We start from the raw sequence: 14,901 nt of genomic DNA, 5'->3' as shown, positions 1-14,901 counted from the left end.
GTAGACACCGCGACGACAAAGAAGGTTATCGCGCTAAAGACAAGGATAAGGTTATGACACAAGTAACGCTGACAAATTTAGTCGCCAAGTTATCGCCAGAATTAAAACGCGCATTGGAAGCCTCTGCGGGTGCAGCCATGAACCAAGGCGTTGCTACCATCGAGCCGGAACATTGGTTGCTCACGCTATTGAATCAGCAAGACACACATTTAAAAACTCTGATTGAGAGTCAGAAGATCAACCAAGATCAACTTGCCAGTGAGCTAGCAAATCGCATCGAACGCCTACCAAAAGTGCAAGACAGCCAACCAACGCTTAGCCATGCACTGACTGAACTACTCAAAGATGCTTGGATGATTGCCTCCGTTAACTATGGACATGGTGAAATCATCAGTCTGCATCTCGTTCAAGCGCTGCTACAACAGAACGTCATGGGCGTATCGAGCAACAATCTCGAATCACTACAGAACGTGTCGACCGAGTCCCTGCAAGGTTTAATCAACAAAACGCCGGTGAAGAGAGCAACGCAACAAAGCACAGGTGAAGCAAGTTCAGCAGCAAATACAGCAAGCGCGGACGACGCATTAAGCAAGTACACCATCAACCTTACTCAACAAGCGATTGAAGGCAATATCGATCCGATTTCTGGGCGTAATTCTGAAGTAAGAAAAGCCATCGACATTCTTTGTCGTAAACGCCAGAACAACCCTATTTTCGTTGGTGAGCCGGGCGTAGGTAAAACCGCTGTCGTCGAAGGTTTAGCGCTGAGAATCGCAGCAGATGAAGTACCAAGTGCGCTGCAAGGCGTCCAACTCCATTCGCTTGATTTAGGTTTGTTACAAGCAGGCGCCAGCGTAAAAGGCGAATTTGAAAATCGCCTGAAAGACGTCATCAATGAAGTTAAAAACAGCGATGTGCCAATCATTGTATTTATTGATGAAGCACATACGCTGATCGGCGCTGGCGGTGCAGCAGGACAAAATGATGCTGCCAACTTATTGAAACCGGCTCTTGCACGTGGTGAGTTCAAAACCATTGCCGCAACAACATGGGCAGAGTACAAAAAGTACTTCGAGAAAGATCCTGCTTTGACTCGCCGTTTCCAAGTCGTCACGGTAGAAGAGCCAAATGCAGAAGATGCCAAACAGATGCTGCGAGGCATTGCTGCTTCATTGCAAAAGCACCACGGCGCATTTATCACTGAATCCGCGATCGATGCCGCAGTCAACCTATCCATTCGCTACTTACCTTCTCGCCAATTGCCAGATAAAGCGATCAGCTTGCTCGACACGGCTAGTGCGCGTATTGCATTAACTCAAGGTGCAAAACCAGAAGTGATTGAAGCGTTGGAGCAAACCATTCGTTATCAACAAAACGAGCAGTCTGCTTTGGAGAAAGAGTTTGATTTGTTTGGCACAGGCGCAGAAGAGATCGCCGAATTGAAGCAAGAAATAACCACCAATCAATCTCAATTAGCGGACTACCAAACGCGTTGGGAGCAAGAGATTACCTTGGTTGATGAGATTAAAGCGCTTCAACAAAGCATCACAGAAAGCGAAACACCAGCCGAAGCTGAGCAAAGCCAGTTGAATGCCCTTCTAGACCAATTGCACGAGCTTCAAGGTGAAGAGCCGTTAGTTAATGCAATGGTAGATGATTCGACCATCGCTCAAGTCATTTCCGGTTGGACAGGCATTCCAATCGGCAACATGATGAGTGACGAAATAGCTCGCCTATTGTCACTGGAATCAGAACTGGATAAACGCGTTATCGGTCAAAACGTGGCGAAGCAAGAACTGGCAAAAGCGATTCGAATCTCGCGCGCTGGCTTAACTGATAATCGCAAACCAATCGGTGTGTTCTTGATGTGTGGTCCAAGTGGTGTCGGTAAAACTGAAACCGCCATGGCGCTCGCTGAGCAACTTTACGGAGGCAGCAACGATCTCACGGTTATCAACATGACCGAGTTTAAAGAAGAACACAAAATCTCAATGTTACTTGGCTCGCCTGCCGGCTATGTTGGCTTTGGTGAAGGTGGCGTGTTAACCGAGGCGATTCGCCGCAATCCCTACTCTGTCTTGCTTTTGGATGAGATGGAAAAAGCGCATCCGGGCGTTCATGACCTCTTCTATCAAATCTTCGATAAAGGACACATCAAAGACAGCGAAGGTCGCACGGTGGATTTCAAAAACACCTTAATCATCATGACTTCTAACGCCGCAGACCAAGCGATTTGTGATGTGTGTGATGAAAATGCCGAACGCATCAGCAACGATGAGCTGCTCGAAGCAATTCGTCCCGATCTACAACGTTACTTCAAGCCTGCGTTCTTAGGGCGTACCACCATCGTGCCTTATTACCCACTCAACGATGATGAGCTGGCGAAGATCACCGAAATCGCGCTAAACCGCATTCGCAAAAAACTGGCAGAGCAGTATCAAGCGAGCTTTACGTGGGATGCAGGTTTTGTGGATTTGGTTGTCAGCAAAAACACCGACCCTACGACAGGTGGTCGTGCGGTTGAGCAAATCATTAACCGCTCTTTAATGCCGAAGTTGGCAGAAGAATGCATCGCACGCCTGAGCACACAACAACCGATTAGCCAAGTGACGGTGACCGCTGCGTCCACGCCACAGGGCTTTGAACTGGATATTCAGTAGTAACGAATCATGATGTTTAGAAGCGTACATTCACCCCATCTCGTCACCACCTCGATTCTTGTTCAAGAGGCGGCGGTCAGCTGTGGGGCGAGCTTTTTTCGCAAAATAACCAAGCTGGTTTCATCGCTGTTTATTTTGCTTGGTGCCCTATTCTCGTTTGAAGCTTGGGCGCAAGTTTGGATTGGTCCCGACCGATTGCTACTTGCAACTCACAAATGGGCACCGTACCAAACTCACCAGAATCAAAACATGGATGGGTTTGCGCTCAACCGCGTCAAATGCGCGCTTGGCGAAATGGGACAACCTTACCAACTGACCATGACAGAATGGTCTGACGCACAGCTTCACGTGCACAGTGGTCAACAGCACGGTTTTTTCGTCTCGCCGAAAACCAGAGAACACGACAGCTATGCAACGTTGTCTGCTCCTATTACGGAGCAAAAATTGCGTTGGTATTTTGGTCCGGGCGTAGAGCCTAAGCTTGATGATTTGTCAAAGTTGAACCTTAAGTTCTCGGCAGAATTTGGCTCAAGCACATGGTTTTGGCTGAAACGTAATGGATACAACGTCGTTAAGCAGCCACGAGATGCTAAGGTTTTACTAAGGCTTTTAAAACAAAGAGAAATTGACGTCGCACTGGAAGATGAACGGGTGTTTCACACGGAAATAAGCCAAGCCTCTCTTCCAAGCGATTACTTCTATTCTCAAGTATTCGAAACCAAGCCAATGGGCGTGTATTTCTCTAACCGCTTTTTGGACAAATATTCTGGTTTCTTAACCGCTTTCAACACAGCGTTGGCTAAATGCGAGGGATAACAAGTGGCGATCAGCATACATTTGATTTCTGTACCCTCTGAGGAGGTGGTGACTTCAAGAGTCATCTATCTGCCCGAGTCTGGCGGGCAGTTTGGGCGTTCTGCTTCTTGTGAAGTGGCATTGCCCGATCAATCAAAACGCATCTCGCGTATTCACGGACAAATTCGTCTCACTGAAACAGGTTATTTGGTGAAGAGCACTGGTAAGAACCCGGCTCGCCTCAACGATAAGGCCATGGTGAGAGACAAAGATTACCCACTCAACGATGGCGACATTTTAAAGATCGAAAGCTATTCGATGTTGGTATCAACACTCACGTCGAGCAAAGCGCCTGCCGAAGAGCAACCTGATGACCTCTTTGCGACCAAGTTCGACCTGCAACTGGAGGACAATGTCGATTTTCTCGATGAAGGTGGCATCGTCGAACCCGTGAAATCGGAAGTCCATTACTCTCACCAAAATGTAATGAGCGATGACCCCTTCTCCTCTGACCCGTTTGAAGACATCGACGATGACGAACTGGCGGACCACTTTGAAGTGGATGAAGTGTCGAAACAGCAGCAAGCAATGGAGCGTTCTAAGGAGATTGAGTATCTTCCGGGCGATCATCATCCAACGTCAGAGCTGGAAGCCTCCATCGAAAAGCTGATTACGATTACCGAGAAGAATCAACAATACCTTCGCAACCCACCGCTTGCACATGATGCTTTGTTTGATGCGTTGGACAAAACACTCGATCAGTTCCTCAACGAATTCGCGCCGAACCAACTAGAGAATCAATTTAGCGAATTTGTGTCTGGCGGACTGTTCAGCAGCAAAGACAAAAAGTATTGGAAAATCTATCGCAAGCACTTCCAACATCGACAGGACAACGGTGATTTTCGTCGCCAGTTCAAAGCGATGTTTATGGAAAACATGCAAAAGCAAAGCGAGGAAAGCTGATGAAGATTTGGCTTAGTTTACTCGCTTTCGCTTTGGTGGGATGTTCATCTGACCCAACACCGGTTGTGACACAATATCAATTGGCGGTGAGCGCCGAGAAGACGATTAACCCAAGTGTTAACAACAGTACCAATCCCGTAGTAGTACGCTTGTATCAACTAACCGATGCCCAACAGTTTAAGCAATTGCCGTTTATCGATTTGTACAACGATGACGTAAGCCTATTAGGCGCAAACTTGGTGTCGAAACAAGTGCTGCCCGTGGTAATGCCAGACAGCAATAGCAAACAAACCTTAGACATCAACAAGACCACTCAATACATCGGCGTATTGGTGGAATTTGCCGAATATGATGCAAGCACGGCGACGGTAGTGACAACCACGCCTCAGGAAGAAGAACAATATATCCAGTTAAAGATCAGCGGTAACAAGGCAGCATTGCAAACCGTGACACCAGATTCGCCTTGGTGGGATGTCTTTTAACTCGATTCAGTAGATAGGGAAATCACGTGGACGCATATAAAAAAGTCGTTTGGCAAGAAGGTATGTTCATTGCCCCACAACACTTTCAACAACAAGACAGATACACACAAAACTACGTCAGACAAAACGTCGAAACGCTTGCTGGTTATGCCCCTTACTATGGTGTGACCGACTTGGTGATCAATCACGATCTACTTAAAATTGGCAAGCTTTCCGTCTCTTCTAGCGCGGGTTTGTTCCCAGATGGCACGCATTTCGAACTGAAACGCGAAGTCGCCAGAGATGTACCGCACGGTACGATTGAGAAAATGGCTTACTTAGCGCTGCCTGTTTCTCTGCAAGGCAATAATGATTACGCCAATGATGAATCGGAACAAAGCCGCTATCTCACACGCACTATCAATGTGTTTGATACTTCAACCTCTGAGAATGCCAGCGTTGAGGTAGACGTCGCACAGCTCAATATAGCGATAAAACTCGAAGGCGAAGACACTTCGGGCTTTACCCTGATTCCTTTCGCCAAGGTGTTGGAATGCAGCGAAACGGGCGAAGTGATGCTAGACCGTTCCTTTATTCCTGCGTGTTTGCACTATGGTGCATCACAGCTATTGGTTGAACGTTTGAAAGAGATTCATGCCCTCACGTCCAACCGTGCCACAAGCTTGCTCAAACGTATTCAAGCCGGACAAGGACAAAAGAGTCCACAGTCGATGATGCAAGACTACCTGTGGCTGCAAACACTCAACACTTGGCTTCCGTGGTTTGATTTGTCTTTGTCGAACCCAAAGTTTCAAACCCATCAGCTTTATTTGGAGCTACGCAAGTTTGAAGCGCAAGTCATGGCATCCACACCTGCGATTCCAGAGCTGTGTCAGCCGTTAGATTTCCATCGTCTGTATGATTGCTTTAATCCGCTTTTTTCGAATCTGCGCAATATGCTCACGCTGGTTCAACAAGACTCGGTGATTGAGTTTTCATTCGATACTTCGTTGTTTGAACGACGCCGCTTGCTTCGCACGTTGGTCAAAGATGGTCACAACCTGTCCGATCGCCGATTCGTTCTCAGTGTCCGTTCCAATATCAGCAGCACCGAGCTTAATGAGTTGTTCCCTGCGGCAGCGAAACTCAGCAGCAATAACAAGATTGTCGAGATCGTGCGTAATGCCCTTTCTGGCGTGCAACTTACGCCGCTTCCTGTTGCACCAAGCGAACTAAAGCCGATGCAAGGCACAGCGTATTTTGAAGTGGATACGTCAGACCGCAATTGGTTAGAAATGATTGAAAACCGCGATGCACTGGCGCTGCACGTCGATACGCGTGTTGGCGACCTAGAAGTGATGCTGTACGCACTGAGGTAGTAAGTTATGAACTATTTGGATGAAGATACCTTAGTTTGGGACAGCAGCGAAAACGACTTCGTGAGTAAAGACACCGACATGCCAGACGTAAAATGGCATTCGGTCAACGCTGCGCAAGCCAATATTGGGTTCTTACATCATTTCGACAAAGCCGAGAATCAGCTGATCAACATCAGTTCTGAGTTATTGGCTGTCACGCTCAAGATCAACACCTTGCCGGAGCCCGAAGACATCACCACGCTCAGACATCAACTGGTGGCTTCTATTAATGAGATCAAAACCAAAGGCGCAGAGCTGACCTACCCAGTCGCCGTGATCGACAAGCTCTGTTTCCTGTATGCCGTGGTTTTGGATGAGTTGATTGTCTACACCGATTGGGGTGAAAAACGCGGATGGGAGAACAAAACCTTACTCAGTGAACTGTTTGGTATGCGCAACGGTGGTGAGCTTTTCTTTACTGTGGCAGAGAAAGCAGCGCGCCAACCGCACAAGCTGATCGACTTATTAGAAGTGGTTTATCTGTTTCTCAATATCGGGTTTAAAGGTCAGTACCGCGAAACGGGCAGCGAACAGCTAAAGAGTTTTACCTACCGCTTAGAGCAGATTTTAAGTCAGTACCGACAAGCCGGTGGAATCTATTGTCATACTAAGGTTTCGGTGCCTAAAACACGTAAACCAACGCGCAAGAAACGTTACCTTGTCACCACATTATTTTTCCTAACTATCATTGGTTTGAGCGTTGCTCTGACCTATTTCTGGTACAACAAAACCAAACCACAGCGGGCACGAGATTTTGTACAGCTTGGTGAGTACAGCCAACGCTATATTGAATCTGGTCGTGCGGAAGACATCGTTTATGTCAGCACTGACGACGATTTAAAAGGCAATAAAGTCGCGGTAAACACCACTCAACCACCTCGTCCAGTCCCGAGCCAACCAAAAGCCGTGACGCCACAAGCGAAAACTTCAACGCCAGAGACGACGAGCGCTCTAGTCACGAGCCCTGCAGCGGACACTGATTGGCTGGTGCAACTTGCGACCTTCTCTAACCTTAAAAACGCCGAGAAGTTTATCTCCCAGCTGCCGACATCCAACTATCAACCTGTCGCGGATAACATCAATTCATACGTTCGCGTCATCGTTCGATGTGATAACGCAGACCAAGCTAAAATCATCAATAACTGGTATCGAGAGAATGCCAACGTCAACGGCTTAGTGGTGCATAACAAAAACAAACAAAGCGAGGTTGAGTCACGATGACGCAAGACAACCCAAACACACCAACAAGAAAAAAGGCAATCATTTGGAGCTCAGTTACCCTTCTGCTTCTGGCAATCTTAGGCGGCTTACTGACTTGGTTTGTTGCGTATCCTGATTTCTTTTGGACAGGCGTCATCACGACGACCATTGTGGCACTGCTCTCTGCTGGGCTTTGTTTTTGGTTAATCAATCGCAAGGTGAAAAAGAGTCTTGAGCAGGACCAAGAACGTGCACTAATCATCAAGCGCTCTAAGTTACTTGCTTTCCACTTCAAGAAAATGCTCGGCGTACAAAAACGTAAAAAGCGCTTAACCAGCCGTTACGATCAGCCGATTTATCTGTTACTCAGTGATAGTCCAAGCAAAGACAAAAGCATCATCACGCAGATGGGTTACGAAGCTTATAAAGTGGATGATTTTGGCAACGACATTGAGTTTCCAATTCTGTTTTGGCTTAGTGAACACTCAATTCTGATTTCCGTCAGCATGGGCGACGATCAGCAACCGCTTTACTTAAAAACACTATGCCAGTGCCTCAATAAATGGCGTCCGAGACAAGCAATTAACGGCTTGTTGCTCACCACAGAAATAGAACAATTAGTTGGCAATAGTGAAACCCTTTCACAAAAAGCCGACCAATTGAAGTCGCAAATCAAAGCATTCAATCGTTCATTTGGTTTGAACTTACCTGTCTACAATGTCCTAACCAACATGGGGCAAGTGAGCGATTTCTGTCAGTTCTTTTCTGCGTTTGATGAAGCGAGACGCAATGAAGTATTCGGCGCCACCAGCCCAGTGCAAAAACATGGTGGCATTGATGCCGATTGGTTCAATGACGAATACGACCACCTCATCGGTCAGTTAATCTCGAACATGAGCAATGCGTTGGGAGCGCAGCTTAACCAAGATTTCCGCAATGCCATTTGTGGTGCGCCTTACCAATTTGGTCTGCTCAAACAGAATTTGTGGCACTTCCTACAGCGTTTGCATCGAGGTGACCAATACACAGATGGGCTCAACTTTCGCGGCTTCTACTTTACCCACAGTGGCAGTGATTTCGCACAGCATGATTTACTGGCGAACGTGGTCAATCAATCCCTCGGCAATGAGCAATATCAGCAACACCAACAAATGCCCGTTCAACAAACCTTGTTTGCTCAGCATTTGATGTCTCATGTCGTGTTAAATGAAAACACTTTAGTCGGGGTTAACCGCCATAAAGAGAATTGGTTGTGGTTCAGCCAAACCGCCTACACCCTAATTTGGCTCGGTCTACTGGTTGGCACACTGACGATTCTTAAGCTCGACTTCGATTATCAAACCAATCGTGAAGCCAAAGCCGATGGCATGTTAGAGCGTTACAAAGAAGCGATCGCAGCACAGCCATACAGTAAAGAAGATTTGGTGGGCAATATTCCAAACCTGTACACCATGCATCGTATTTACGCGCTATATCAGGAGCCTGAACCTTGGTATACATTGCCATTCCTACCGAATGCGACCATCAAGCCAGAAGTTGAAGCGGCTTACACCAAAGAACTGCAACAAGTGTTGATCCCTTCTATGGCGCACACCATTGAGAGCGACTTGTATGTGTATGTGAACTTGGAAGATCAAGCCAGAACGCTCGAATTGCTGAACGACTATCGACTGTTGTTTGATAAAAATCGCACCAACATTGAAGAGCTCAAAAGCTACTTCCTAGCAAACTTAGAGCATCAAGGCGAAGCGGACAAGACTAACGTTGCTCAGCTTAAAGTGCTGCTCGACGATGTGTTTAACCAGCACTTAGTGGCGACAACTGCCAATCAAGAGCTTGAAGGGTTGGCGAAGCAAGTCATCAATCAATCCAATATCGAGACGCTACTCTACCAACACATTTTGAACGATCATGCGTACGAGAAGCGCATTGATGTGCGTAAAGAACTTGGTTCCAACTTCAATCAGATATACCAATTCAAACCTGGCTACGTTGGCTATTTGGTTCCTTACTTGTACACACCGACTGGCTTTAACGAGCTGGATCTTTCGGTGGAATCACCTCTTCTTATCGAAGCGTTATCCGCTTATGAAGGCATCGCAGGGCAAGCACCAAGCGCGCTAGAGATGCATAGAATCAGCCACGATTTGAAGCGCATGTATCAGAACGATTACATCAATTACTGGCGCGATTTTATTAACAGCATCGAGGTGAAAACGATTTCCGGTTCTGAGCAGTTAAATGCCAGCTTGAACGTGCTCAACAATGCCTCAAACAATCCAATGTCTAAGCTGTTTACCACCATCAGCAACTACACTTCGGTTCTTCTACCTGAGCCAAAAGATGCGAAGAAGAAGACCGATGAAGAGATTGCCGATGCAGCGCAAGACAACGAAAAGAAGGAATCCGCTCGTCAAATCACACTGACGTTTAATGATTTCCACAAACAAGTGACGCCAGACGATCAGGGTAAGAAACCAATAGATTCCGTTCTGGAAGGTTTTGCGAACACGGCCAAATGGCTCGATCAGTTTTACAAATCCAACACGCCAGACAAAGTGGCTTACGAAACGTTATCTGCAGGTTTAAAGGCGCAAAACCCGGTCGCACAGTTGGCGTCATTGACCGATTCCCAGCCACCACTATCCGGTGAAGTGATTGACTATGTGACAGTGCAAACCAATGAGTTGGTGATGAACTTAGCTCACCAATATCTTAATAGTATGTGGAACAGCGAAGTCTACCAGCCTTATGAAAACACCATCGCGGCTTTCTACCCGTTTAAGAAAAGTGCCAACAGCGATGCTAGCACCGCGGATGTTGCTGCCTTCTTTAAAACCGATGGCACATTGGACACCTTCTATCAAACCATGTTGAAAGGCTTCTCAACAGAGCAACGTGCGCCGTTTATGTCCGGCTTACTGCCAAATACTGGCTTTGCGTTAGATCCTGCAATTTGGCTGATGTTTGATAAAGCCAAAGACATTCGCTCTGCCCTGTTTTTAGCTGACCCGAAAAACGTCGCGATTCAATTCCAGATGAAACCAACAGAGATGAGCTCAGCACTGACTGAGTTTTCCATTCGGGCTGAAAAACCGATTTTCACCTATCAACACGGTCCGATGCTGTGGACTCAACAAAGCTGGAAAGGCGATTCTGTCGCGCAAGATGCACTAACAGTGCGTCTACAAAAACAAGCAACACCGATTGCCAATGAGCAGTTTAAAGGCAGTTGGGCATGGTTCCGCTTGATTGAGCCACGCGTCACTTCAACCTCTTCGCAAAGTACTCAACTTGAGTTTGATTACAATGGCGAGAAGGTTCGCTTAACGATTAAAACTCAAGGTCAGAACAATCCGTTCGTACCGAACTTCTTTGCGGGCTTTGTGTTACCGGCGAGCATTTAGTGATGAATACGTTCGCCAATCAAACCCTGTTTAGAGCCTGTGGCGTTACTTATGTAGCGCCTCTGAGCGAAAACGTTTTTCAGTGCGAGCACAAACTTTATGGCACTGTGGTCATAAAGGTAGCACGAAGCTTGGCTGAGAAACGAGCTTTGATGGCGGAAGCGGACTTTCTATCCAAGTACGCGTCGGATTACTGGGCGAACTTTCATGGTTACGGCTCGCAAAACCACGCCGACTGGTTAATGAGCCAATATCTGGCAGGCAAAACGCTTAATACGATAGAACCTGATTTATTACCTCAAGACATAATAACCAAGCTTGAATTCGCTTTGCTAAACCTCCACAAAACGGGTTATCTGCATGGCGATATCAAGCCACACAACATCGTCGTGACGCCAAACAACCAAGTTCGGCTTATCGACTTTGGCAGTGTGATTCGAGTTGATGCTAAATACCGAGAGCATTCACATACAACCGTTAGCCGAGCCTATAGTGCGACACGCCCTTCTCTGCGTATCGGTCAGGCAAGCAAGAATGATGATTTTTATGCCTTGGCAATGACCTTGCTCAGCTGTCACGATCAACATCCCTTTGCTGGTCTCTCGTTACAAGAAGCGGCAGAACTGCTACCTGCCCCTAATAACGTTGATTTACCAACGCGCTACCAAGTTCTGATACAAAAAGAGTGGCAACGAATGCGCCACTCTTTGAAGTTGTAGAGATGCAACGCTCTAAGCTCTCTGGCTTACGCGTCTGATGATTTCGACTTCAGATACTTCTCAATATCCACCTCATCAACCTGTTCGGCTGGCATAAACTTGTTGGCGTAATCACGGTAAACCCCGCTTTCTAAGAACAACAAGAACAAATCCATATCCAAGTGTTCGTCTAGTGCCATTTTGTACATGATGTCGACCGCAACACTTACTGGCTTGGCTTTCTTGTATGGTCGATCCCCTGCGGTTAACGCTTCAAAAATATCCGCAATCACCAAGATGCGTTCTGGGGTCGATAAATCTTCTGCACTCAACCGGCGCGGATAGCCAGTGCCTTTCAGCGTCTCATGGTGAGTCGAAGCGTAACGCGGCACGTTGCTTAACTCCGGAGGGAATGGCAGTGCCCCCAGCATTTTGATGCCACTGATCATGTGCTCGTTAATTTTGAAGCGGTCTTCTGGCGTTAACGTTCCGCGGGAAATGGTCAGGTTGTACACTTCACCCAAGTTATATTGATGCTCTGGCACTTGCACCTTAATGCCATGCTCTGGTGCAAATTCCATTGGGCGAACGCGTTCAATAATATGGTCAGGCTTATCCGCTAACAGGCTTTCAACCACGGGTAGCGTCACGTCAGATTTTGGCTTAATCATTTCTTCAAATGGAGAAAGACCAAGATGATCATCATAGTGACGCAACCAAGTTTGCTGGGCGATTTGTTTTATTCGCTCAATCTTATCGTCACCCATGAACTCACTACCCACGTTGGCGTTGGCAACAAATCGGAAGTCTTCATCCAACTGCGCAACTCGTTGGTCGAACTTGGCTTGCGCCTCTTCTTTTGACAGTTCACCAGTAGATATCGACTTCCACATTTCCACTTCAGCATCTCGCCTTAGAACTTCGAAACGAGTGCGAATTTCATTGATGCGGTTATAGTTGGCTTCTAACTTAGTGCCTTTATCAACGATGTGTTCTGGCGTGGTGATCTTGCCACAGTCATGTAACCAAGCCGCGATACGGAATTCACGTCGTTCATCGTCATTGTTGAATTTAAAATCTTTGAACTTACCGGTGTCGCACTTCTCTACTGCCTCTGCCAACATCAAGCCAATTTCTGGAACACGATTACAGTGCCCCGCAGTATAAGGAGACTTGTCATCGATCGCTTGCGCAATAAGGCGAATAAAGGCTTCAACAAACTCTTCTTGCTGTTGCTCGTGATGCTGAATCTCTTGCGTCATTTCGGTAACTGAGTCAGACAAGTCAGAAACTTCTTTGATACGCGTTTCTACCGGAGCTAATTGGTCAAATTCACGATTTTTGATTTTGATGGTTTCTTTTCGAAGCGCCAGAATCGGATGCACAATAGGTGATCCAACCTTCCATGCTAATGGAAACAAGATAACCATCACGATAGAGGTAAACGCAATAGCCTTGGATAATCGACTGGTGACAGCATCAGTAACGACTTGCTCGGAAACTAACACCGCAAAGTAGTCACTTGTTCCACGAGTAGATTGCAACTTAGTGATATAGAGAAATCGATGCTCTCCCTCAATGGTCACTTTGTTCATCGTGTCGTGTTTGTCTTTTTGGGTTGCTAGCTCATAGACTTCTGGATAAGGCGCAAAACTCCCCCTCCATTGATGAGGTTTGAGCCACTTCTCTTGCAACGCTACTTTTTGTTCTGGTGAAATTGCCGCGATCGCTTGGTTGATAAGCTCAACCACGTCTTTGTCTTTCTCCTTCATAAACAGAGAAAACTCCAAAGGTGGCGCGTCGAGCAACCCGACATGAATATTGGTCAGCTTCACCAACCGCTTCATCTCAACCATGGTTAGGTAACTGTCTACAAGGTATTCAATATCCCCCATGTGCAGCGCTCGTTTTGCTAAATCGAGATTAGGTTGTTCAACAATATTGAGTGTCGGATAACGTTCGAGTAACCAATCCTTCATTCCAAAGCCAGCGACGACGCCCACTTTTTGGTTCGTGAGTTCAGTTAGAGAAACGGGCATCGGAATATCGATTTTGGCTGCAATAGCCAGTTGTCCGTAAAATATCGGATGGCTCTTGAGACCAAATTCAGAGGGAGCACCAAGCACGGGCTGAAGTATATCTATTTCGCCATTGCGATACTTCTTCACCAATTCTGCAGAACTGAAGCCATTTACGAACTCCACTGCCATGCCCGTTTTCTCAGCGATGAGTTTTAAAACATCGATAGCATAGCCACCAGGCTCACCACTCTCGGTATAATCGTATGGCCCCCAATCATTCTGGTTGGACACAACAAACTCTTTATCATTCAATAATGCTTGCTGTTCTTTTGTTAAAGTTAACGGTGGCGATGTCGGAATTTCAACCTCTTGAAATACGTTGATGCTTGAAGCGATCACTTCACCTCGATTGTTAAAAATGAACGACTCTACGCCATCATCTTTTTTCATTCCGAGTTCAGTCGCTGTGATTTTCTCACTCAGAGACGAGAGCACGGTATCGACACCGATCACTGCGCCTTTATTACTGCGAACAGAATAGGATTGACCGGTGATTTTTAAATGCTGAAATAAGTAGGGATCGGTCTTGTAGACACTGTTTTTTGAGGCATTGTCGAACCAAGGTCTCCGAGATGGATAGAAGTTACTAGTTTGTTTTGTAGTACGAACCAGCTCAAGCGACTCTGAATAAAATAAGGAATATCTTGTTCGCTCTTCGCCTTCTCCTAGAATTTTGATAACCGCCCAACGTTCATCCGGCGCCGCTCCTATTTTTCCTCTAACAATTGAAGAAGATTCCAAGTTAACGACTTGAAAGAAGAACTCTTCCTGATTCGCAAAGTAAATACTGTAAAAGACAGGGTTATCAATCAAGGTTTGGGTAAATACGTGCTGAATTTCATCTTCACTAAATTGTGTATCACTGTAATCAGCTACACTCCGCAGTATCCCTGCACTACTTGTTGCACTCGCATCAATTTGATGGATATGGCTACTGACGTCTTTAGCCGTCATGGTTAAGCGCGTCAAAATATGTTCCTCTGACATCTGCTTACCAAAGTAGTATTGCATACCAACCCCGAGTAACGCAGTCACTGCAGTAGCAAATATGAAGAGACTTCCGACGGTGAACTTAATCGAAAACTTACGAGGAGAACCTGATTTAGTTTTCACGCGATAACGCCCTCCAATGGCATTGACGACAAGAAAATTCGCTACCTATGTTGGCAACTTGAGGCATATTAATATCAAGTCTAGTACATATTTTTCATAGACTTG

9 protein-coding genes are annotated in these 14,901 nt (G+C 46.4%); 8 read left to right on the top strand and 1 reads right to left on the bottom strand.

Features of this window, described 5'->3' with window-relative positions:
- Positions 1-53 precede the first annotated feature (53 nt).
- Genes tssH through NL647_RS13760 form a run of 8 tightly spaced genes read left to right on the top strand, consistent with a single transcriptional unit; the run spans position 54 to position 11,623 of the window.
- Positions 54-2,660 carry a type VI secretion system ATPase TssH gene (gene tssH, locus NL647_RS13795; RefSeq protein WP_253650284.1) on the top strand — a complete coding sequence of 869 codons (2,607 nt, stop codon included), beginning with the start codon at positions 54-56 and terminating at the stop codon, positions 2,658-2,660.
- Positions 2,661-2,672: 12 nt separating this feature from the next.
- The gene (locus NL647_RS13790) at positions 2,673-3,476 is read left to right on the top strand and encodes an ABC transporter substrate-binding protein (protein ID WP_017819432.1); all 804 of its coding nucleotides are present in this window, start codon (positions 2,673-2,675) and stop codon (positions 3,474-3,476) included.
- Positions 3,477-3,479: 3 nt separating this feature from the next.
- Entirely contained in the window at positions 3,480-4,418 is a 939-nt protein-coding gene (locus tag NL647_RS13785) for a type VI secretion system-associated FHA domain protein (RefSeq protein WP_253650283.1), read from the top strand.
- Positions 4,418-4,900, top strand: a complete 483-nt coding sequence (tssJ, locus tag NL647_RS13780) for a type VI secretion system lipoprotein TssJ (RefSeq protein ID WP_005451918.1) — start codon at positions 4,418-4,420, stop codon at positions 4,898-4,900. Before NL647_RS13785 ends, tssJ begins: the two co-directional genes overlap by 1 nt.
- A 26-nt stretch (positions 4,901-4,926) precedes the next feature.
- Entirely contained in the window at positions 4,927-6,258 is a 1,332-nt protein-coding gene (tssK, locus tag NL647_RS13775; RefSeq protein ID WP_253650282.1) for a type VI secretion system baseplate subunit TssK, read from the top strand.
- A 6-nt stretch (positions 6,259-6,264) separates the two neighbouring features.
- Positions 6,265-7,518, top strand: a complete 1,254-nt coding sequence (icmH, locus tag NL647_RS13770) for a type IVB secretion system protein IcmH/DotU (RefSeq protein ID WP_253650281.1) — start codon at positions 6,265-6,267, stop codon at positions 7,516-7,518.
- The gene (gene tssM / locus NL647_RS13765) at positions 7,515-10,904 is read left to right on the top strand and encodes a type VI secretion system membrane subunit TssM (protein ID WP_253650280.1); all 3,390 of its coding nucleotides are present in this window, start codon (positions 7,515-7,517) and stop codon (positions 10,902-10,904) included. Before icmH ends, tssM begins: the two co-directional genes overlap by 4 nt.
- Before the next feature lie 2 nt (positions 10,905-10,906).
- Complete coding sequence (locus tag NL647_RS13760) at positions 10,907-11,623, top strand: protein kinase (protein ID WP_253650305.1); 717 nt, start codon at positions 10,907-10,909, stop codon at positions 11,621-11,623.
- Between the two features lie 26 nt (positions 11,624-11,649).
- On the opposite strand, the gene NL647_RS13755 is transcribed toward NL647_RS13760, so the two are convergent.
- The gene (locus tag NL647_RS13755; RefSeq protein ID WP_253650279.1) at positions 11,650-14,796 is read right to left on the bottom strand and encodes an HD domain-containing phosphohydrolase; all 3,147 of its coding nucleotides are present in this window, start codon (positions 14,794-14,796) and stop codon (positions 11,650-11,652) included.
- Between the last annotated feature and the right edge of the window lie 105 nt (positions 14,797-14,901).

The organism is Vibrio sp. Y29_XK_CS5, from assembly GCF_024181835.1.
Taxonomy (GTDB): domain Bacteria; phylum Pseudomonadota; class Gammaproteobacteria; order Enterobacterales; family Vibrionaceae; genus Vibrio; species Vibrio harveyi.
The sequence above is the reverse complement of the archived record's forward strand: the minus strand, read 5'-3'. Positions and strand labels throughout refer to the sequence as shown.